Source organism: Caulobacter sp. FV2ye17ST (genome assembly GCF_058680955.1).
On the sequence record NZ_CM178727.1, the window covers coordinates 4,015,415 to 4,036,604 of the forward strand.

Here is a 21,190-nt window from a genome sequence, read left to right on the forward strand (position 1 = left end):
GCCAGAACTAGCGGCGCAGACCCAGCTTTTCGATGAGAGCCGAATAACGGCCCAGATCGGACTTCTTCAGGTGGTCGAGGAGGCTGCGACGCTGGGAAACCATCATCAACAGACCACGACGGCTGTGGTTGTCCTTCTTGTGGGTCTTGAAGTGTTCGGTCAGGTTGGCGATGCGCTCGGAGAGGATCGCGACCTGGACTTCGGCGCTGCCGGTGTCACCCTCGGTGCGGGCGTGTTCGGCGATAAGAGCGGTCTTGCGCTCGGCAGTGATCGACATCGTGCTGTCTCCGCTCAGGTGAGTTGAAAGACCCGCACCGGATTGAGCCGTCCGGCGCGCATCTCGCACAAGGCCACCAGCCTCTCTCCCACCATGGCGGAAACGGTTCGATCGCCGGGCGTGAGCTCGGCTTTCAGCGTTTCAACCTGCCTTGGGAGCAGAACGATGGCGCGTCCTTGCGCAAGCCGGAAGGCGTCTTCATCGGTCACGGCCAGCGCCGGGATGTCGTCCAGCGCGGTCTCGACCGGAAGCAATGCCTCCGACAGGCGGGCCTCATAGCTCAAATTCTCGAGAGTTTCCAGCGATATCGCCGCGTCTTCCGTGAACTGGCCGACCCGCGTCCGGCGAAGCTGGTCGACATGGCCGCAGGTTCCCAGCCGGGCGGCCAGGTCGCGGACCACGGCGCGGACATAGGTGCCCTTGCCGCATTCCATCTCCAGCACGACGTGGTCGACGTCGGGGGCGTCCAGCACGCGCAAGCTGTGGATCGTCACCTTGCGCGTCGCCAGCTCGAACTCGACCCCGTCGCGGGCCAGATCATAGGCGCGCTCGCCGTCCACCTTGATGGCCGAATAGTTGGGCGGGATCTGGTCGACCTCGCCGACGAACTCGGCCAGCACGGCCTCGACCGCGTCGCGGGTCGGGCGCACGTCGCTCGTGCCCGTCGTCTCGCCCTCGCGGTCCAGGGTGGTGGTGTTGCGACCCCACTGGATGGTGAAGCGATAGGCCTTGTCGGCGTCGACCAGGAACGGAACGGTCTTGGTCGCCTCGCCCAGGGCGATGGGCAGGATGCCGGTGGCCAGCGGATCCAGGGTGCCGGCGTGGCCGCCCTTCTGGGCGTTGAAGGCCCGGCGGACGCGGGAAACAGCGCTGGTCGAGGTCAGGTCATAGGGCTTGTCCAGGCACAGCCAGCCCGAAACGGGATCGCCCTTCTTGCGGCGGGCCACGCTCAGTCTTCCTCGTCCTCGACCACATCGGACAGGCGGCGCAGGTCCTGCTGCACCACCGGGTTGTCGAACAGGCGGTTCATATAGGCGGCCGAGTTGAAGCTCTCGTCGTGGATGAACTTCAGGTCGGGCGTGAACTTCATGTCGATGGTCTTGCCAAGCCGGCCGCGCAGGAACTTGGCCACGCGGTTGAGGCCCGCGACCACCACCTCGGGGCTGCCCAGCTCGACGGCGATCCGCGACGGCGACGAGGCCTCGCGGTCGATCTTGGGCGCGATGCCGGCGCCCAGGGGCTCGACGAAACAGACCGCGTGGCGCAGGTCCGGGGTCAGCCGCACTTCCGTCACCGTCACCGAGACATTGATCAGGGCCGGGTCCTGCAGGTCTTCATGGCGCAGGATGTCGACCAGGGCGTGGCGGATCAGCTCGCCCGCGCGAAGCTGGCGCTGCGACGGGCCCGTGGAGGCCGGCTTGGGAGTCTTGTCGGTATGGCGCTTCATGGCGCGATGTCCTTACAGCCCGGCCGGCGGATCGAACACCGGAGCGCGGGGGAAAATCAAGGCGCGGTGTCTAGGCTTGTGGGGGCGATAAGTCCAGCGCGGGGTGATCCTCCCCCTCCGGGGGAGAGCTATTGCATGTGACCAAAAACGGCTGTCATCCCGGACAAGCGCGCAGCGCGCCGATCCGGGACCGACGCCTGAACTCAGCGCTTCCGGCGGTCCCGGATCTGCGCTTCGCTTGTCCGGGATGACAGCTTTTTGGTTGTGGTTCCACAGGCGGCGCCCACCCTTTACGGGGAGCATCCACCCCTAAGCCCCAGTCCGCGCCTTGAAGAACGCGATCACCTTGTCGCGGGTCTGCATGGTCGGGCCCAGCGGGTCGGCGCGGTTCAGGTGCAGGGTCAGGACCGAGTGCGGGGCCATGGGAACGCCCGGCGCCGCGTCGGCGTCGGCCAGCTCCACCGTCTCGACCCGGTCGCCGAACTCACGCTTCAGGGTCTCGAAGCGCTCATCGGGCACCAGCTTGTCGGACGTAAACCGCAGGGCCAGCATAGACAGGTCTTCGGTCTCGAAACGGGTTCGGGCGCAGGCGATCTCCACGGCTGAGCAAGTGATCGAACCCCTGCCCTTCTTGCCGAACGGCAGGGACGGCTGCGACAGCACCGGGGCCACCACCGACGGCTCGGTCATCATCGCCAGGGCGAAGCCGCCGGTGAAGCACATGCCCACCGCGCCGACGCCCTTGCCGCCACACTCCTTGTGGACCTGCCGGGCCAGGGACCGCAGCCAGTCGACGATGGGGCTGGAACGATCCGTCGCCCAGGCGGTGAACTCGCGGCGCACGCACAGCGTCTTGGCGATGACGCCCAGGGCGTAGCCGGTGCTGACGGGCTTGGCCGGCTCGCCGAACAGGCTGGGACAGAAGACCGTCATGCCCGCCGCCGCCACATCGCGGGCGAAGGCCAGCACGCCGGGATGCAGGCCGGGAATCTCGTGGATGACGATGACGGCGGGACCGGTTCCGATCCTGTAGACCTCGCGGGTCCACCGGCCGTCATCGAATTCGAAACGCGTAAAGCCGTCCAGCGCGCTGGTCATCGTTCCACCCCCGTGTCGTTGGACGTGAGCTTGGCCGACATCCTTCTCGTTGTCATCCCGGCCAAGCGCGAAGCGCGCCGAGCCGGGACCGCCGGAAACGCCGAGCCTGTTGCGGTCCCGGCTCTCCGCTGCGCTGCGGCCGGGATGACAGCTTTAGCGGCCCTAGCGAACGCCGTTCAGGTTGTCGGTCCAGTCTTCCATCGGGTCGGGACGATGACCGTCCGGCAGTTTCCATTCCCCGCGCCAGGAAAAATCCAGCGTGCCGCACACCCGGGCCTGGCCGGTCGCCTTGGGGTCGTCGCCCAGGGCCTGAATCCGGAGGTCGCGGCGCACGGCGATACGGCTAAAGCTCAGCCACAGGCGCGTCGCGCCGGGGCAGAAGGCGCGGATATAGACCCTGCCCTGCTCGGCCTTGGGGTCGATCTCGTACAGAGCCGCATCGGCGTCGACGCCCTCGAGACCCGCCAGCCCCTTGGGGCCGAGATCGCGATCCTTGCCCTTGATCAGCAGGCCCTGGGCCGGAACGCCGGTGGCCAGCACCTTGATGGGTTTGGCGCCCATCAGCCCCTGGTCGAACAGCACGGTCAGCCCGGCCCCGGTCAGCCGTTTGGCGTCGGCCGAGATCGGGTCGTACGAGAACATCCGCCGCTCGGCGTGGGCGGTCGTGGCCAGAGTGGCTGCCAGCACGGCAATAGCCACACCCCACATCCGCTCTCCCCGGCGAAGGCCGGGGCCCAGATTCATCCGGAGCGTTTGGGTATGTCGCGCCCGCAGGCCCAGCCACCAACGCGAGCGCTCGTGGGCTCGATCTGGGCCCCGGCTTTCGCCGGGGAGAGCGGGATTTTGAGAAGCCAAGATCCTACCGCTTGAAATGCAGGTTCGCCGCTTGCGGATCAAAGCCGCTCAGCCGCCAGACCGAGCCGTCGCGGGTGAAGGTCAGCAGGCAGGGGCCGTCCTTCTTGGCGGCGCAGACCCGGCCGTCGCCGGCCGGGCGCAGGGCGCTGGCGATGGCGATGCGGCCCGGCAGCGGGCGGTCGGGCGTGTAGCCGTAATAGTTCGCGGCGGCGCGGAAGGTCTCGGGCCGGATCAGGGCCTCGCCGGCGATATCGGCGGCCGGACCGGCCAGGGCGGCGGCGATGGCCATCAGGCTGTTGTCGGCCTTGCGCCGGCGGGCTTCGTCCATCAGCCGCGCCTCGATCTCGTATTTCAGCGCCTGGCGATCGACCCGGGCGTCGAAAGCCGCCCGGTCGCGGTCGCGGATCGCCGTCAGCAGGGCATGGACGTCGCCGGCCGCGTCATAGCGGTCAGCCGTGGCGCAGGCGCTCAGCGAGAGGGCCGCGACGGTCAGGACGAGAAGGGCTTTGATACGCATGCTGAAGGCGTAGCGCCGGAATTGGGCGAATTCCAGTCCAGTGAGTTTCAGCCTGTGAGAACGTCGAGGCCACGGCGACCGGCGGCGGCGATCAGTTCGGCATCGCAAGTGGCCAAGGTCGCTTTCAGTCGAATCGCGAGTTCGAGATAGGCGGCGTCATAAAGGGTCAGGTTTTCCGCGCGCGAAACCTCGACCGTCGCGCCCCAGGCGTGCGTGTCAGTCTCCGCATCGATGGCTATCGGAAGATCAGACAGGATCTGCAAAGCACGATCCGCGAACGCGGCGTCGCAGCGACCGCGCCTGACCGAGTTTCTCAACACGTTGGCCGTTTCGAGACGCCACAAGGACGGTACGATCGCGCCTTCCCGACCGACCGCACGCATAACGTCTTGGGCAGCCGAGTTGTTTTCGTCATCAAAGATCGCCGCCATGGTCATCGAGGCGTCGAGCACCAAGATCACCCGCGCCGACCCTCTTCGATCAGTTCCCGGATCGTCGCATCGCCCAGCGTCACGCCACGGCTGTTCTCGATCAACCTCTCGACGGCCGCCAGCGCTTCAGGACTGCCTTTGACCGGGACCTTTTTGGCGCGGCGAATGACGATGTCACCGTCCTTGGCTTCGATCTCAACCCGCTCGCCATCGACCAGGCCCGCGGCGCGCCCCGCGTCACGCAGGCCGCCTGAGGCCATGGCCTCACCCCATGTTCCGACCGTGATCTGGTTCATGTCCAGGCTCCAACAGGCGATTATCTTGCCACGCCGCGCCTTTTCCGTCGAGTTCACCGACCAAAAACGAAAAAGGCGCGGACCTTGCGATCCGCGCCTTTCCGATGGTTTTGAAGTTCAAGGCTGGCCCTAGTCGAGCTGGCGCTTGATCTCCTCGACGGTGAAGCACTCGATGGTGTCGCCGACCTTGATGTCCTGGAAGCCGGCGAACATCATGCCGCACTCTTGGCCAGACGGGACCTCGGGGACCTCGTCCTTGAAGCGCTTGAGGGTCTGCAGCGTGCCCAGTTCCAGAACGACGATGTCGTTGCGGATGATCCGGACCTTGGCGCCCTTGCGCACGACACCTTCGGTGACGCGGCAACCGGCGACCTTGCCGACCTTGGAGATGTCGAAGGCTTGCAGCACTTCGGCGTTGCCCAGGAAGGTTTCGCGCTGGATCGGCGCCAGCATGCCCGAGAGCACGCCTTTGATGTCGTCCAGCAGGTCGTAGATGATCGCGTAGTAGCGGATCTCGACACCTTCGCGCTCGGCCAGCGCCCGCGCCTGGGCCGAGGCCCGGACGTTGAAGCCGATGAGCGGCGCGCCGGCGCCCTTGGCCAGCATGACGTCGCTTTCGCTGATCGCGCCGGCGCCCGACAGGATGATCCGCGCGCGGACCTCGTCGGTCGACATGGCGTCCAGCGAACCGATGATCGCTTCGGCCGAGCCCTGCACGTCGGCTTTGATGACCAGCGGCAGTTCGCGGTACTTCTTGTCCTGCAGCTTGGCCATCATGTCGGCCATGCTGGTGGCGCCCGCGCCGACCGGATGCAGTGACTTCTCACGCTTCAGGCGGATGCGGTACTCGGTCAGCTCGCGCGCGCGGGCCTCGTTCTCGACGACCGCGAAGGGGTCGCCAGGCGAAGGCACGCCGTCCAGGCCGAGGATCTCGACCGGGGTGGCGGGACCGGCTTCGGTCAGTTGCTCGTTACGCTCGTTCAGCAGGGCGCGAACCCGGCCGAACTGGCTCCCGGCCACGACGATGTCGCCGCGCTTCAGCGTGCCGCGCTTGACCAGCACGGTCGAAACCGCGCCGCGACCCTTGTCGAGCTTGGCCTCGATCACGACGCCGTCGGCGACGCGGTCGGGGTTGGCCTTCAGGTCGAGCACTTCGGCCAGCAGGGTGATGCGTTCGATCAGCTCGTCCAGGCCCTGGCCGGTCTTGGCCGAGACCTCGACGATCTGGGTGTCGCCACCCAGGCTTTCGACGACGATTTCGTGCTGCAGCAGTTCATTGATGACCCGCGTCGAGTCGGAACCCGGCTTGTCCATCTTGTTGACGGCCACGATGATCGGCACCTCGGCGGCGCGGGCGTGTTTGATGGCCTCGATGGTCTGGGGCATCACGCCGTCGTCGCCGGCCACGACCAGGATCACCAGGTCGGTGATGTTGGCGCCGCGCGCCCGCATCTGCGAGAAGGCGGCGTGGCCGGGAGTGTCGAGGAAGGTGATCTTCTCGCCGCCGTCCAGGCGAACCTGGTAGGCGCCGATGTGCTGGGTGATGCCGCCGTGCTCGCCGCCGGCCACATCGGCCTTGCGCAGCGCGTCCAGCAGGCTGGTCTTGCCGTGGTCGACGTGACCCATGACCGTGACCACCGGGGGCCGCGACTCCAGGTGATCGTCGATGTCCTCGGCGCCGATGAAGCCTTCTTCGACGTCGGCTTCCGACACGCGGCGCACGGTGTGACCAAATTCGGTCGCCACCAGCTCGGCGGTGTCATTGTCGATGACGTCGTTGATCTTCAGCATCACGCCCTGACGCATCAGGAACTTGATGATTTCCACGCCGCGCACGGCCATCCGGTTGGACAGCTCCTGAACGGTGATGACGTCGGGGATGATCACTTCGCGGCTGACCTTCACCACATCGGCGGGACCGCCGCGACGCTTTTCCTTTTCACGTTCCCGGGCCCGGCGAACCGAGGCCAGCGAACGCATGCGGTCGGCGGAGTCTCCATCGCCGGCCACGGTCTGGATCGTCAGGCGGCCTTCGCGGCGGATCGGCGCGCCCTTGGCGCGCGACACGGCCTTGCCGGGGGCGGCGGCCTTGCGGCGATCATCGTCGTCCTCGGGACGACGGCTGACTTCGCCGCCGGGACGCGGAGCCGAACGCATGGCGCGCTGGACTTCCGGGGTCGCCGGAGCGGCCGCGGGAACGCCGGGACGCGGACCGCGCGGCGGACCACCGGGACCCGGACGGGCGCCGGGCGCCGGGCGCGGAGCCAGGGCCGAATAGCGGACAGTTTGGGTCGGACGATCGCCCTGCGGACGATCACCCTGGGGCCGGTCGCCCTGCGGACGATCGTTGCGGAAACCGCCTTCCGGACGCGGGCCACGCGGGGCCGCATCGGCGCGGGGCGCCGCGTCGGGACGCGGGGCGCGCTGGTTGTAGGGACCGTCCTGGCGCGGGGCGCGCTGGTTGAACGGCCGGTCACCCTGCGGACGATCACCCTGCGGGGGGCGCTCGCCGGCAGGCGGACGATAGGTGGTGGTCGACGTGCGGTCGTCGCGACGTTCGCGGCTGGGCTCGTAGGTCCGGGTCTGGCTGGGCGAAGCCGCAGCAGGACGCGGAGCCTCGGCGCGCGGCGCGGCGGGCGCCGAGGCGACCGGAGCAGCAGCGACCGGAACCGCCGGCGCGACGGGCGCCGGAGCCTGGGCCACGGGAGCCGGAGCCGCCGGAGCGGCGGCGACCGGAGCGGCCGGCGCCGGGGTCGGCGCGGGGGCCGGTTCGGCGGCGGCCTTGGCGGCCGCAGCAGCCGCGGCGGCCTTGGCCGCTGCGTCGCGAGCCGCGGCTTCAGCGGCGCGAGCCCGGGCGTCATCGGCGGCGCGTTGCGTCGCCTGACGGTCCTGGTTCTCGCGAGCCGCCTCGATGGCGCGTTGGCGGGCGCGCATCTCGTCTTGCGAGAGGCCCCCTGCCGAACCGCCGCCACCGCCCGAAGACTGGGACGGGCGCGGCTCGTTGGTGTGACGGCGCTCGGCCGAGGACGGCGCGGCCAGGTTACCGGCCGGCGCGGCGTGCGGACGGGTCCGCTTGGTTTCGACCACTACCGTCTTGGTGCGGCCGTGGCTGAAGCTTTGCTTCACCACGCCGGCGCTCACCGAGCCCTGGCGGGGCTTCAGTGTGATGGGCGCGCGCCCACCAGGGGTGCCGGGCCGACCGTTATCGTTCTCGTCGCTCATGCGCTCGCTTGTACTTCCGCCGGGAGGACCCGGCCAAAAACCGTTCGTTCCATGTGAGAAAGGGGCCTGGACGTACTCCCACGAAGGAAGCTCGTTTCCCGACCCTTCACTCACGGGCCCGACCCTGACGGGTCGCGCCACCTCAAATATCCAGAGCCTTGCGATCAGACCGGCCATGCCGGTTCAATCGAAAGGCCCTAGGGCTCCTCGCGCCAACTCGCCGACCAGGTCGGAGGGAGTAGCGGGCGGAAGCCTGATAACCGCTCGACGTCTAAAGTCCAGCGATCAGTGCCGCGCCCGGCAAGAAGCGCCGTGTGTATCACATTCTCGCCGCCTAAGGCCAAACCCAATTCGTCGGATGTGAACATCCCGAGGATTCGGGGATTATTCGGGGCCTTGTAGACGGCGGTCAGCATCTTTCGGCGACCGTCGTCGGCGCCGTCGGACGCCTCGATCAGCCAGGCCGTCTTGCCGGAATTCAGCGCGGCGACGACCTTTTCAAAGCCCGAGATAATGTTTCCGGCCCGGCGCGCAAGGCCCAGACCGTCCAGAACCCGCTTGGCCAGCAAGGCCTCGACCTGGTTGGCCAGGTCGGCGGGGGCCGTCAGCTTGGTCTTGGCCGAACGCGAGAACAGGCCCTTCTTGGCCGCCAGCGTCACGGAGTCGCGGTCGGCGCCGACCCAGATCCCCCGGCCCGGCAGCTTGCGCGCCAGATCGGGCACCACGATCCCGCCCGGACCTTCGACGAAGCGGATCAGCTTGCTCTCGTCGGTCGCCTCGCCCAGCACGACGTCCTTGCGAAGGCGGAGGGCCTCGGCATGGGTCTTGGGGGCGTTGGGATCGACGGGGACATCGTCAATCTCAGCGACAGGATCTTGGGGCTCTGGGTTCATGTGGCTCTGAAAGACCTCGGCCCTCCCGGAAAACCGGAAGGGCCGAAGCGTTTTCTAGTCCTGCGTCTCTTCGACGGCTTCGGCCGGCGTTTCAGCTTCAGCCTCGGCTTCGACGTCCGTCTCGGCTTCGCCCTCGGCGTACTCGACCTCTTCCTCGATCTCTTCGTATTCCGGCTCCGGCGGGGCCTCGACCCAGCCCATGACGATCCGGGCGCGCATGATCAGCGCTTCGGCGTCTTCGGGGGACAGGTTGAAGCTTTCCAGGATACCCGGCTCGCGAACACGGGCGCCGTCCTTGGTTTCGAACCAGCCGCGCATGTCGTCGGGCACCAGACCGGCCAGATCCTCGACGGTCTTCACATCGCCTTCGCCCAGGGCCACGGCCATGGCCAGGGTGACACCCTCGATCTCGAGCACGGCATCCTCGACGCCGTACGCGACGCGCTTGGCGTCCAGGGCGGCGGCTTCCTTTTCGAGGAATTCGCGGGCCCGGGTCTGCAGTTCGTCGGCGGTCTCGTCGTCGAAGCCTTCGATGGCCGCGATCTCGTGCGGCTCGACATAGGCCACGTCTTCCACCGCGGCGAAGCCTTCGGTGACCAGCAGCTGGGCGATGACCTCGTCGACGTCCAGGGCTTCCTGGAACAGGGCCGTGGTCTCGGTGAACTGCTTCTGACGGCGCTCGCTCTCCTGGCTTTCCGTCATGATGTCGATCTGCCAGCCGGTCAGCTGCGAGGCGAGGCGAACGTTCTGGCCGCGACGGCCGATGGCCAGCGACAGCTGCTCATCGGGCACCACGACTTCGACGCGCTCGTCTTCCTCGTCCATGACGACCTTGGAGACCTCGGCCGGGGCCAGGGCGTTGACGATGAAGGTCGCCTCGTCCTCGGACCACTGGATGATGTCGATCTTTTCGCCCTGCAGCTCGGCCACCACCGCCTGCACGCGCGAACCGCGCATGCCGACGCAGGCGCCGACGGGGTCGATCGAACCGTCATTGGAGATCACGGCCATCTTGGCGCGCGAACCCGGATCGCGGGCCACGGCGCGGATCTCGATGACGCCGTCATAGACTTCCGGCACTTCCTGCGCGAACAGCTTGGCCATGAAGCCGCCGTGGGCGCGCGACAGCATGATCTGCGGGCCCTTGGTCTCGCGACGGACGTCGTAGATGTAGGCGCGGATGCGGTCGCCGACGTTGAAGTTCTCGCGCGGGATCGACTGGTCGCGGCGCATGATGCCTTCGCCACGGCCCAGATCGACGATGACATTGCCGTATTCGACGCGCTTGACGCTGCCGTTGACGATCTCGCCGGCGCGATCCTTGTACTCGTCGTACTGGCGCTCGCGCTCGGCTTCGCGAACCTTGTGCATGACGACCTGGCGGGCCATCTGGGTCTGGACGCGGCCGATCTCGAACGGCGGCAGGTCTTCTTCATAGACCTTGCCGATTTCGGCGTCGCGCCAGGTGCGCTTGGCGATCGACAGCTGGACCTGACCGATTTCGCCCTCGATCTCCTGGTCGTCCCCGACCACGGTGATGATGCGCTTCTGCGAGGTCTCACCGGTCTTGGTGTCGATCTTCACCCGGATGTCGTGCTCGGCGCCGTAACGGGCGCGAGCCGCCTTCTGCAGGGCGTCCTCGATCGCCTCGATGACGACTTCCTTCTCGATGCCTTTTTCGCGCGCGACCGCGTCAGCGATCTGCAGCAGCTCGAGCCGGTTGGCGGAAATGCCGATGGCCATGGTCAGTCCTCTTCACTTTCGGACAGGTCAAAATCTTCGTCTTCGGCGTCGTCGCCGAGATCTTCGGAGTCAGCGTCTCCACCGTCGGCGGCGACGTCATCTTCGTCTGCGTCTTCGCCGTCGGCTGCGACGCGGGCGGCGCGCTGTTCAGCGCCCCGCTTCATCAGGGCGTCGGTCAGCACCAGCTTGGCGTCGACCAGCCATTCGAACGGGAAATAGACGGTGGTGTCGTCCTCGCCCTCGATGTTCAGGCCCACCTGGCCGTCCTCGACGCCGGCCAGCTCGCCCTTGAAGCGCTTGCGGCCCTCGGCGACGCGATCCAGCTCGATGCGGACCTCCAGGCCGGCATAGTCGTCGAAATCCTTCAGTCGCGTCAGCGGGCGATCCACGCCCGGGCTGGAGACTTCCAGGGTATATTCGCCGCTGATCGGATCGGCGGCGTCCAGGATCTCGGACACGGCGCGCGACAGCTTGGCGCAATCCTCGACATTCATGTCGCCGCCCGAACCGTCGGCCTGCATCGGACGCTCGGCCATGATCTGCAGGCGACGCGTCTCGGCCCCACCCATCAGGCGCAGACGGACGATCTCGAAGCCGACGGTCTCGGCCACGGGATCGAGAATTTCGATCAGATCACGGTCTTCCTGCGTCTTGCCGCGCAACGGATTTCTCAACTCAAAACAGGGCCGGCAGGCGCGGGCGCCAAACAGCCAAAGAAAAAGCGGCAGCCTTTCGGGCCGCCGCTCGAAAGCGCACTCAGCGCTGACGGACGATGTAGGAGCTATATAGCGCGATAGGCGAGGCGTTGGAAGCCCCCGCGACGGGGCCTCGGGACAGGCCGGCGCGCGCGGCCTCTTTCGCAGCGCAACACTTGTAGCCTATACAGTCGCCGCGCAGGACCGCCTCCCCGCGGACCTCTCCCCCAAAGAAGAGTCACAATGGACCTCTCAAAGATCGCCACGGGCGTGAACCCGCCCTACGACCTCAACGCTGTCATCGAGATCCCGCAGGGCGGCGAACCGGTGAAGTACGAGATCGACAAGGCCAGCGGCGCCCTGATGGTCGACCGCTTCCTGCACACGGCGATGTTCTATCCGGCCAACTACGGCTTCATCCCGCACACCCTGGCCGATGACGGCGACCCCGCCGACATCATGGTCGTGGGTCCGACCCCGGTCGTGCCGGGCGCGATCATCCGCTGCCGTCCGATCGGCACGCTGATGATGGTCGATGAAGCCGGCTCGGACGAAAAGATCCTGGCCGTGCCGGTCGACAAGCTGCACCCCTTCTATACAGGCGTGAACAGCTGGCGCGACCTGCCGGTGATCCTCACCGAGCAGATCGCCCACTTCTTCCAGCACTACAAGGACCTGGAAAAGGGCAAGTCGACCAAGATCACCGGCTGGGCCGATCTGGAAGAAACCGCCGACATCATCCGCGCGGCGATCAAGCGCCACGACGACAACTACTAGTCTGAACTAGCCTGCGTGACCGGCCATCAGGCCGGTCACGAGCAGGGCGACCATGACCGCGTCGACCAGCACGGTCACGCCGCCGAAGCCCTTGAGAAACCGGCCGCCCTTGGCGACCAGCGATCCCATATAGAAGACCTTGCTGATCACCGCGACGCCGACGGCCAGCGGCCGGGTCTCGGGATGAAACGCCGCCCAGACCAGCATGCCGCCGGTCAGACTGATCAGCAGACCCCAGCCCCGCACCACGACATCGGCCAATGGCCCTTCCAGAGCCTCGCCATAGGTCGAGCGCTGCGAGCGGGTCGGCGCGAAGACAAATTGCAGCATGGTCAGGGTCAGCAGCCCGCTGACCACCAGAACGCTCTGATAGTGCTCGACAATCCAGTTCATGGTCGCCTCCCCCGCCCGTCATGACGCGGGCCGGGGGCAAGCTTAGCAGACGCGCGGTCGATCAGACCCGCACGAAATCCAGGAAGACCGGCGCGCAGTCGCCGAGCTTCTTTTCCTCGTAGCGAGTGGTCACATGGTCAGCGGGCGGGGCGTTGCGGTCGGCCGTCTCGCTTTCGAAGCGGAAGGCCGGATCGGCCAGAGCCCGCTCGATCGTCCACTCGGCATAGTCGGCCCAGTCGGTGGCGAACCGCAGGCGACCGCCGGGCTTCAGCACCCGCGCCAGTTCGGTGACCACCGCCGGCTGGATCAAGCGGCGCTTGTTGTGCCGCGCCTTGTGCCAGGGATCGGGGAACATGATGAAGACCCGCGTCAGGCAGGCGTCGGGCAGCCAGCCGATCACGTCGCGGGCGTCGCCCTCGTGGATGCGGACGTTCTTGAGCGCCTGCTCCTCGATGTGACGGACCGCGCTGGCCACGCCGTTGACGAAGGGCTCGGCGCCCAGGATCAGGGCGTGCGGATGACGGCCGGCCTGGGCGGCCATGTGCTCGCCGCCGCCAAAGCCGATCTCCAGCCAGGTCTCGGTGGTCTCGGGCGCCAGGTCGCGCGGCTCGAACGGCGCTTCGGGTACGGCGATTTCGGGCAGCAGGGTGTCGAGCAGGGCCTGCTGGCGCGGCTTCACCGGTCGCGACTTGATGCGGCCGAATGTGCGCAGAGGCCCGTGGGGGATCGGAGCGGAGGTCATGGGGCGGCGTCTTAGCCGTCATCCGGGTGCGAGGCCAGCGGAACGACCCCAAACGAAAGCGGGCCCCGATCGCATGATCGAGGCCCGCTTCGAACAGTCAGGAGAGGCCGAGGCTTAAGCCAGGCCCTTCAGCTCGCTGATCAGGTCGGTCTTCTCCCACGAGAAGCCGCCTTCATTATCCGGCGTGCGGCCAAAGTGGCCGTAGGCGGCGGTGCGGGCGTAGATCGGCTTGTTCAGCTGCAGGTGCTGGCGGATCGAGCGCGGGGTGGCGCCGCCGATCAGCTCGGGCAGCAGCTTTTCCAGCACGGCGGGATCAACCTTGCCCGTGCCGTGCAGGTCGACGTGGAACGACACCGGCTTGGCCACACCGATCGCATAGGCGATCTGGATGGTGCAGCGATCGGCCAGACCGGCCGCCACGACGTTCTTGGCCAGGTAGCGGCAGGCATAGGCGGCCGAGCGGTCGACCTTGGTCGGATCCTTGCCCGAGAACGCGCCGCCGCCGTGCGGGGCCGCGCCGCCGTAGGTGTCGACGATGATCTTGCGACCGGTGACACCGGCGTCGCCGTCGGGGCCGCCGATCTCGAAGCGACCGGTCGGGTTGACCAGCCACTGGGTCTTCTTGGTGATCAGGCCTTCGGGGAAGATCGGCAGGATGTGCGGACGGATCAGGTCCAGGACGCGCTTGGAGGTCGCGGCCTTGCCGTCGATCTTCTTCTTGTGCTGGTGCGACACCACGATGGAGACGACGCGAACCGGCTTGCCGCTGCCGTCATACTCCAGGGTCACCTGGCTCTTAGCGTCGGGCTCAAGGGCCGACAGCTCGCCGCTGTGGCGCAGCTGGGCCAGGCGGCTGAGGATGTTGTGGCTGTATTGCAGGGTGGCCGGCATCAGCTCCGGGGTCTCGGTGCTGGCATAGCCGAACATGATGCCCTGGTCGCCGGCGCCTTCGTCCTTCTTGTCGCTGGCGTCCACGCCCTGAGCGATGTGCGCCGACTGGCCGTGCAGGTAGTTGGCGAACTTGGCCTTCTGCCAGTGGAAGCCCTTCTGCTCGTAGCCGATGTCCTTGATCGCGGCCCGCACCTTGGGCTCCAGCGATTTGAGGATGTCCTTGGTCAGCTGCTTGTTGGCGGCCTTGTCGCCGTCAGGCTTGCCGGCCCGGACTTCGCCGGCCAGCACGATGCGGTTGGTGGTGACCAGGGTCTCGCAGGCGACACGGGCTTCGGGGTCGGCGCTCAGGAAGGCGTCGACCACGGTGTCGCTGATCCGGTCGGCGACCTTGTCGGGGTGGCCTTCGGAGACGCTCTCGCTGGTGAAGATGTAGGACGAACGGCTCAAGGGACAGCTCCGGCCATAGAATTCGCAGGAATGGACAACAGGTCCATCCCACTAGCCGGACAGCATATAAAGATATGTTTATGTCGGCAAGCCGCGCCGATCGTCGCGGGGCGGCCCCGGCCTAGTCTTGGCTTTCGGGCACATCCTCGTCGGCCATGGAGCGCACTAGGTCGAGGATCCGGCGACGCACCTTGGTGCGGCTGATCTTGGGAAACAGGCTGGCCAGTTCCAGACCCTCGGGAGTCATCAGGAAATCGTGGACGAACTGCTCCGCGCCGGTCTCGGCCATGCCGTCGGTGTCCGTCGGATCGGCCAGACCCTCGAAGAAATAGGCCACCGAAGACTGCAGGCTGCGGGCGATCTCGTACAGCTTGCTGGCGCTGACCCGGTTGGCCCCGCGCTCGTACTTCTGCACCTGCTGGAAGGTCAGGCCCAGATCCTCGGCCAGCCGTTCCTGGCTGACACCCAGGATCTTGCGGCGCATTCGGATGCGCGCGCCGACGTGAAGGTCGATCGGATTGGGGTGACGGTCTTGGTCGGAAGGAGCGCTCATGCCTACGCTTGATAGCTGAAATTGCGGTTTTTATTGAGCCTATGTCTTACAAAATGGTAATAATTGAAAGCCCTTACCCTCTTCGGGGCGAAAACCGGTGAAGTCCGGCGAACACTGATATCACAATCAACAGCATGAACAGACTGTCGCCCAGCCGGGCGTAGGGTGTGGTTTTGCCCATATCCGGCAGGATGCCGTCGATGACGCCGCTCTCGCCCAGATTCAGCTGGGCGCCGCGCACGATCTTGCCTTTTGCATCGATCAGGGCCGAAACCCCCGTCGGCGTCGCGCGCAGGATCGGGACACCGGTCTCGATGGCGCGATAGCTGGCCAGATTGAGATGCTGCAGCGGCCCCGAGGTGACGCCGAACCAGGCGTCGTTCGACACATTGATCAGCGCGCGGACCGCCGGATCGGGCCGGGCCAGGCCGGGAAACAGGCTCTCGTAGCAGATCAGCGGCTGGACGGTCAGGTCGGGCGACACCCGCAGCGGGGCCGGACGCGGACCGGTGGCGAAGCCGTCGCCCAGATGGGCCAGGCTCTTGACGCCCAGCTTCGTCAGCAGGGCGTCCATCGGCAGATATTCGCCGAACGGCACCAGCCGGTGCTTGTCATAGATCCCGACCAGTTCGATGTCGGTCGCCGTGCGCTTCAGGGCGATCAGGCTGTTGTAATAGACCGGGCTGTCGACCGAACCGTCATAGCGATAGCCGCCGATCAGCAGCAGCTGGCCGGGCCGTAGGGCGTCGACGATCGCCTGGCGCACCCAGGTTCCGGGGGCCAGATAGTCGTTGATGGCCGCCGGAAGGGCGCCTTCGGGCCAGACGACGATGTCGGCGGGCTTTCCGCTCGCATAGGGCCTGGCGGTCAGCGAGACATAGGCCTGAACCACCTGGGCGAAGCGGTCGGCGTCCCACTTGGCCTCCTGCTGGATATCGGCCTGAACGATACGGACGGTGGGCGAGACGACCTTGGGCGCCGGCGCGGCGGGCGCCCAGCCATTGATGTAGAGCGCCGTCAGCACGGCGGCGGCGGCGGCGATCGCCTTGCGCCCGGCCAGGCCCTCGCGCCAGACGGCCGGGGCGGCGGCGATGGCCAGGGTGATCCAGGTCAGGCCATAGGCGCCGACGATCGCGGCGGCCTGGGACGGAGCCGAGCCGGCCTTCCAGGTCTCGCCGGGCAGGTTCCAGGGAAAGCCGGTCAGCACATGGCCGCGCGCCCATTCCAGCGCCGCGAAGGCGCCGGCGAAGACCAGGATGCGACCCACCCCCGCCGGGCGGACCAGACGATAGACGACGGCGGCGACGCCCCAGAACAGGGCCAGCCCTCCGGCCATGGCGGCGATCGCGAACGGCGCCATCCAGCCCTGATTGGCGGCGTCGACCATGAAGGCCTCGCCGATCCACCAGGTGCCGAGCCCGAAATAGGCCAGGCCCGCCAGCCAGCCGCGCAGAAAGGCCGACCGCAGCGGACGCGGCCCCTCGACGGTGTCGAGCAGCCAGAGCAGCAGGGCGTAACCCAGCAGACCGGGCAGCAGGCCGAACGGCGGATGGGCCAGGGCGGCGGCCAGGCCGGCCAGCAGCGAAAGGCTCCGGTCGCGCCAGAGCGAGGCGAGCCTGAAATTCACGAGGCGGCGGCTTCCGCGGGCTGGGCGGCCGCGCCCGGGACGGCGGCGGGACGCACCCGCACCCGACGCACCCGACGCGGATCGGCCTCGACCACTTCCAGATCAAAGCCGTGCGGATGAGCGATCACCTCGCCCCGCTGCGGCACGCGGCCGGCCAGGGCGACGACCAGACCGGCGACGGTGTCGATGTCTTCTTCCATGTCCGGCGGGGCCAGTTCGCGGCCGAGCGCGGCTTCCAGCTCTTCCAGCGGCGCGCGGGCGTCTGCCTCGAACACGCCGCCGGGCCGGGCGACGATGCCGGCGACGGTGGCGTCGTCGTGCTCGTCGTCGATCTCGCCGACCACCGCCTCGATCAGGTCTTCCATGGTGACCAGGCCGTCGGTGCCGCCGAACTCGTCGATGACCAGGGCCAGGTGGATGCGGCTGGTGCGCATGCGCAGCAGCAGGTCGGCGGCCCGCATCGAGGCGGGCACGTACAGCGCCTCGCGCCGCAGCTTGTGCAGGACCACGTCCGTGGCGGCCGGACGGTTGTCGCCGGCGGCCAGCAGGCGGAACACGTCCTTGACGTGGATCACGCCCACCGGATCGTCGAGGGTCTCGCGATAGATCGGCATCCGCGAGTGTTCGGCCTCGGTAAACTGGGCGATCAGGGCCTCGAACGGCGTGGACAGCTCGACCGAGACGATGTCGGCGCGCGGCGTCATCACGTCGGCCACGCGGAGGGTCTTGAAGGCTTCGGCCTGGTCGACGATGTCGACCGCGCCGTCCTGGGCGGGTTCGGGCGGTCGAACGATCTCGACCGGCGCGCTCAATCGCTTGCGCATCTTGCGAAGAAACGCCCGCACGCCCCGGCTCTGTCGAGCTGGACCGGCGGGCTGTGGACTAGAGTCGTCGCTTGGCATGGCCCTGGAGAACTATCCCTGATCGGCGGCGTAGGGATCGGGCACGTCCAGAGTGGCCAGGATCTCGCGTTCCAGGGCCTCCATGGACTCAGCCTCTTCGTCGCCTTCGTGGTCGTATCCTAAGAGATGCAGCACCCCGTGCGCCACCAGATGTTGCAAATGGTGGGCGAGCGGCTTGCCCTGCTCGATCGCTTCGCGCTGGCAGACCCCGAACGCCAGGGCGATGTCGCCGATCTGACCTTCCGGATTGGCCTCTGGTCCCTGGGGCGACGGAAAGGACAGGACGTTGGTGGCGTAGTCCTTCTGGCGGAAGTCGCGGTTCAGGGCCTGAACGCTGTCGTCGTCGGCCAGCAGGATGACGATCCCCTGGCCTTCGATGTCCTGATGGGCGTCCAGCACCGCCTGGGCGGCGCGCCAGACCAGGGCCTCGGCTTCGGGCTCGGCCTTGGTCCAGGCCTCGTCCTCGATCTCGATGTCGACAGTGATGGTCATCTAGCGGGGCGTGCTCTGAGCTGCGTCGGCGTCGTAGGCCTTGACGATCCGCTCCACCAGCGGATGGCGGACGACGTCGGCGGCGGTGAAGCGCGAGACCGAAACCCCCTCGACCCCTTCCAGGATCGAGACGGCGTGGGCAAGGCCCGAGTCGCGCGGATTGAGCAGGTCGATCTGGGTCGGGTCGCCCGTCACCACCATGCGCGAACCCTCGCCCAGACGGGTCAGAACCATCTTCATCTGCAGGCGCGAGCAGTTCTGGGCCTCGTCGACGATGACGAAGGCATGGGCCAGGGTGCGGCCGCGCATGAAGGCGATGGGCGCGACCTCGATCTCCAGCTTCTCGCGACGACGGCGCAGCTGGTCGGCGCCCATGATGTCGGTCAGGGCCTCCCAGACCGGGGCCATGTAGGGATCGACCTTCTCATTCAGGTCGCCCGGCAGAAATCCGAGCTTCTCGCCGGCCTCGACGGCGGGGCGGGTGACGATCAGGCGATCGACCTCGCCGCGCAGCAGCATGCCGGCCCCATGGGCCACGGCCAGGAAGGTCTTGCCGGTGCCGGCTGGACCCAGACCGAAGGACAGCGGATGGCTGCCCATGGCTTCCATATAGCGGGCCTGACCCTTGGTCTTGGGCGAGACCGAGCCCTTGCGCACGGTGCGGGCCGAAGCCTGACCGCCGGTGCTCTGGGCCTCGCCCACGGCGATGCGGACATCGGCCTCGACCACTTCCTCGCCGGCGTCGGCGCGGTGGGCAAGGTCGTTCAACGCCCGCTTGGCGCCCGTGCGTCCCTTGACGTCGCCGGTGATGGTCACGCCGCCGCCCGGGGTCTCGATCAGAACCTTGAAGGCGTCCTCGATCAGGGCGGCGTGACGGCCACCGGGACCGGAGACGGCGTGAACGGCGTCGTCCGACAGCGGCAGGAACTCAGGGGTGCGGCTCAAGCGGTCTCCAGAACGGAAGAGGTTTCCAGCACGCCGCCCAGGCTCATCTTGGCGGCGCTTTCGATGCGGACCGGAACGATGGTCCCGAGCAGCTGTTCCCCGCCCTCGGCGTGGACGGCCTGAAGATAGGGGCTGCGGCCGACGATTTGACCGGCGTGGCGGCCACTTTTTTCAAACAGCACCGGCAGGACCTTGCCGACCTGGGTCGCGTTGAAGGCCTTCTGCTGCTGATCCAGCAACTGGTTCAGGCGCTCCAGACGCTCGGCCTTCACCGCCTCGTCGACCTGGCCGGTCATGGCCGAGGCCGGGGTGCCCGGGCGGCGCGAATATTTGAACGAGAAGGCGGATGCGAAACCGACCTCGCGGACCAGATCCAGGGTCTTTTCGAAATCGCCGTCCCGCTCGCCGGGGAAGCCGACGATGAAGTCGCCGCTCATGGCGATGTCCGGACGCGCCGCGCGGATCTTCTCGATCAGCTTCACATAGCTCTCGGCCGTGTGGTCGCGGTTCATGGCCTTCAGGATCTTGTCGCTGCCCGCCTGCACCGGCAGGTGCAGATAGGGCATCAGTTCCGGCAGCTCGCCATGGGCCTCGATCAGGTCATCGCCCATGTCGCGCGGGTGGCTGGTCGTATAGCGGATGCGATCCAGGCCATCGATCTTCGCCAGCTGGCGAACCAGCTTGGCCAGGGTCGAGCCGTCGCCGTCATAGGCGTTGACGTTCTGGCCCAGCAGGGTGACCTCGCGCACGCCCTGGTCGGCCAGACGGCGGGCCTCCTCGAGGATGTCGTTCACCGGCCGCGACCACTCGCCGCCGCGCGTATAGGGCACGACGCAGAAGGTGCAGAACTTGTCGCAGCCCTCCTGGACGGTGAGGAACGCCGTGACGCCGCTGACCTGGCGCTCGGCCGGCAGGGCGTCGAACTTCTCGTCGGCGGCGAAGCTGGTCGACAGCCGCTCGCCGGTGGCCCGGTGGGCGCGGGCGATCAGCTCGGGCAGCTGGTGATAGGACTGCGGACCGACCACCAGATCGACCGCCTTCTGGCGATGCATGATCTCCTTGCCCTCGGCCTGAGCGACGCAACCGGCCACGGCGATGGTCATGCGACCGCCATCCGCCGCCTTGCGGTCCTTCATCAGCTTGATCTGGCCCAGTTCCGAATAGACCTTCTCGGTGGCCTTCTCGCGGATGTGGCAGGTGTTGAGCACCACCAGATCGGCCCCTTCCGGATCATCGACCACGCCATAGCCCAGCGGGCGCAGGACATCGGCCATGCGCTCGCTGTCATAGACGTTCATCTGACAGCCGTAGGTCTTGATATAGAGGCGCTTTTGCGGGGTCTCGCTCATGGGCGAGGTTATGAGGGCGTGAGGGCCGGCGTGCAAGGACATGGGCGCCACACCCGAAGATCCTCCCCCTCTGGGGGAGGTGGCCCAGAGGGCCGGAGGGGACTAGCTCGGCCCAGGTCCAGAAGGCCCCCTCAGTCGCTTCGCGACAGCTCCCCCAAAAGGGGAAGCAGCTCCCGATCACTCCTCGATCGGAACCCCGTAGAGTTCCAGCCGGTGGTCCACCAGCTTGTAGCCCAGCTTGCGCGCGATGGCGTTCTGCAGGGCCTCGATCTCCTCGTCCACGAACTCGACGACCTTGCCGGTCTTCATGTCGATCAGATGATCGTGGTGATGGCTGGGGGTTTCTTCATAGCGCGAGCGGCCGTCGCGGAAGTCGTGGCGCTCGATGATGCCGCTCTCCTCGAACAGCCGCACGGTGCGATAGACCGTGGCGATCGAGATGTGCGGATCGACGGCGTGGGCGCGGCGGTGCAGCTCTTCGACGTCCGGATGATCGTCGGCGGCCGACAGCACGCGCGCGATCACGCGGCGCTGGTCGGTCATGCGCATGCCCTTATCGATGCAGAGCTTTTCAAGTCGATCCAAGGCGGCGCCTCCG

General features: G+C 67.3%; 23 protein-coding genes. 1 reads left to right on the top strand and 22 read right to left on the bottom strand.

What is annotated here, in order from left to right; genetic code table 11:
- Positions 1-7: 7 nt before the first annotated feature.
- The 12 genes from rpsO to rimP form a co-directional block, all read right to left on the bottom strand.
- Positions 8-277 (bottom strand): 30S ribosomal protein S15, encoded by a 270-nt coding sequence (rpsO, locus tag ACW17V_RS19330; RefSeq protein ID WP_012284136.1) that lies wholly within the window; start codon positions 275-277, stop codon positions 8-10.
- 14 nt (positions 278-291) lie between these two features.
- Entirely contained in the window at positions 292-1,224 is a 933-nt protein-coding gene (truB, locus tag ACW17V_RS19335; protein ID WP_492106650.1) for a tRNA pseudouridine(55) synthase TruB, read from the bottom strand.
- 2 nt (positions 1,225-1,226) lie between these two features.
- A complete protein-coding gene (gene rbfA, locus ACW17V_RS19340) occupies positions 1,227-1,724 on the bottom strand; it encodes a 30S ribosome-binding factor RbfA (RefSeq protein ID WP_492106651.1) in 498 nt (165 codons plus the stop codon).
- Between the two features lie 309 nt (positions 1,725-2,033).
- The gene (locus tag ACW17V_RS19345) at positions 2,034-2,822 is read right to left on the bottom strand and encodes a dienelactone hydrolase family protein (protein WP_492106652.1); all 789 of its coding nucleotides are present in this window, start codon (positions 2,820-2,822) and stop codon (positions 2,034-2,036) included.
- Positions 2,823-2,984: 162 nt separating this feature from the next.
- A complete protein-coding gene (locus ACW17V_RS19350; RefSeq protein ID WP_492106653.1) occupies positions 2,985-3,530 on the bottom strand; it encodes a hypothetical protein in 546 nt (181 codons plus the stop codon).
- Between the two features lie 151 nt (positions 3,531-3,681).
- Complete coding sequence (locus ACW17V_RS19355) at positions 3,682-4,194, bottom strand: DUF2939 domain-containing protein (protein ID WP_492106654.1); 513 nt, start codon at positions 4,192-4,194, stop codon at positions 3,682-3,684.
- Between the two features lie 47 nt (positions 4,195-4,241).
- The gene (locus ACW17V_RS19360; protein ID WP_492108834.1) at positions 4,242-4,646 is read right to left on the bottom strand and encodes a type II toxin-antitoxin system VapC family toxin; all 405 of its coding nucleotides are present in this window, start codon (positions 4,644-4,646) and stop codon (positions 4,242-4,244) included.
- 5 nt (positions 4,647-4,651) lie between these two features.
- Positions 4,652-4,921: a hypothetical protein gene (locus ACW17V_RS19365; RefSeq protein WP_492106655.1), complete on the bottom strand. Its 270-nt coding sequence runs from the start codon at positions 4,919-4,921 to the stop codon at positions 4,652-4,654.
- 129 nt (positions 4,922-5,050) lie between these two features.
- Entirely contained in the window at positions 5,051-8,143 is a 3,093-nt protein-coding gene (infB, locus tag ACW17V_RS19370) for a translation initiation factor IF-2 (protein ID WP_492106656.1), read from the bottom strand.
- 197 nt (positions 8,144-8,340) lie between these two features.
- Positions 8,341-9,036 carry an RNA-binding protein gene (locus tag ACW17V_RS19375; RefSeq protein ID WP_492106657.1) on the bottom strand — a complete coding sequence of 232 codons (696 nt, stop codon included), beginning with the start codon at positions 9,034-9,036 and terminating at the stop codon, positions 8,341-8,343.
- A gap of 54 nt (positions 9,037-9,090) precedes the next feature.
- On the bottom strand, positions 9,091-10,779 hold the full coding sequence (nusA, locus tag ACW17V_RS19380) for a transcription termination factor NusA (protein WP_492106658.1): 1,689 nt from the start codon (positions 10,777-10,779) through the stop codon (positions 9,091-9,093).
- A 2-nt stretch (positions 10,780-10,781) separates the two neighbouring features.
- Positions 10,782-11,441, bottom strand: a complete 660-nt coding sequence (rimP, locus tag ACW17V_RS19385) for a ribosome maturation factor RimP (RefSeq protein ID WP_492106659.1) — start codon at positions 11,439-11,441, stop codon at positions 10,782-10,784.
- 276 nt (positions 11,442-11,717) lie between these two features.
- Between rimP and ppa the strand changes: the two genes are divergently transcribed.
- Complete coding sequence (ppa, locus tag ACW17V_RS19390; protein WP_062142568.1) at positions 11,718-12,251, top strand: inorganic diphosphatase; 534 nt, start codon at positions 11,718-11,720, stop codon at positions 12,249-12,251.
- 6 nt (positions 12,252-12,257) lie between these two features.
- Here ppa and ACW17V_RS19395 read toward each other — a convergent pair whose 3' ends face one another.
- From ACW17V_RS19395 to ACW17V_RS19440, 10 genes are all read right to left on the bottom strand, one after another.
- Positions 12,258-12,644, bottom strand: coding sequence for a hypothetical protein (locus ACW17V_RS19395; RefSeq protein ID WP_492106660.1), 387 nt, complete (start codon positions 12,642-12,644; stop codon positions 12,258-12,260).
- A gap of 61 nt (positions 12,645-12,705) precedes the next feature.
- Positions 12,706-13,386, bottom strand: coding sequence for a tRNA (guanosine(46)-N7)-methyltransferase TrmB (gene trmB / locus ACW17V_RS19400; RefSeq protein WP_492106661.1), 681 nt, complete (start codon positions 13,384-13,386; stop codon positions 12,706-12,708).
- A gap of 114 nt (positions 13,387-13,500) precedes the next feature.
- Positions 13,501-14,724, bottom strand: a complete 1,224-nt coding sequence (metK, locus tag ACW17V_RS19405; RefSeq protein ID WP_492106662.1) for a methionine adenosyltransferase — start codon at positions 14,722-14,724, stop codon at positions 13,501-13,503.
- A 121-nt stretch (positions 14,725-14,845) separates the two neighbouring features.
- Positions 14,846-15,277 carry a helix-turn-helix domain-containing protein gene (locus ACW17V_RS19410; protein ID WP_492106663.1) on the bottom strand — a complete coding sequence of 144 codons (432 nt, stop codon included), beginning with the start codon at positions 15,275-15,277 and terminating at the stop codon, positions 14,846-14,848.
- 73 nt (positions 15,278-15,350) lie between these two features.
- Entirely contained in the window at positions 15,351-16,904 is a 1,554-nt protein-coding gene (gene lnt / locus ACW17V_RS19415; RefSeq protein ID WP_492106664.1) for an apolipoprotein N-acyltransferase, read from the bottom strand.
- Positions 16,901-17,806: a hemolysin family protein gene (locus ACW17V_RS19420; protein ID WP_492106665.1), complete on the bottom strand. Its 906-nt coding sequence runs from the start codon at positions 17,804-17,806 to the stop codon at positions 16,901-16,903. Before ACW17V_RS19420 ends, lnt begins: the two co-directional genes overlap by 4 nt.
- 12 nt (positions 17,807-17,818) lie before the next feature.
- A complete protein-coding gene (ybeY, locus tag ACW17V_RS19425) occupies positions 17,819-18,280 on the bottom strand; it encodes an rRNA maturation RNase YbeY (protein ID WP_492108835.1) in 462 nt (153 codons plus the stop codon).
- Positions 18,281-18,298: 18 nt separating this feature from the next.
- Positions 18,299-19,243 (bottom strand): PhoH family protein, encoded by a 945-nt coding sequence (locus ACW17V_RS19430; RefSeq protein ID WP_492106666.1) that lies wholly within the window; start codon positions 19,241-19,243, stop codon positions 18,299-18,301.
- Complete coding sequence (gene miaB / locus ACW17V_RS19435) at positions 19,240-20,592, bottom strand: tRNA (N6-isopentenyl adenosine(37)-C2)-methylthiotransferase MiaB (RefSeq protein ID WP_492106667.1); 1,353 nt, start codon at positions 20,590-20,592, stop codon at positions 19,240-19,242. Before miaB ends, ACW17V_RS19430 begins: the two co-directional genes overlap by 4 nt.
- A gap of 177 nt (positions 20,593-20,769) precedes the next feature.
- Entirely contained in the window at positions 20,770-21,177 is a 408-nt protein-coding gene (locus ACW17V_RS19440; RefSeq protein ID WP_492106668.1) for a Fur family transcriptional regulator, read from the bottom strand.
- Positions 21,178-21,190: the final 13 nt, after the last annotated feature.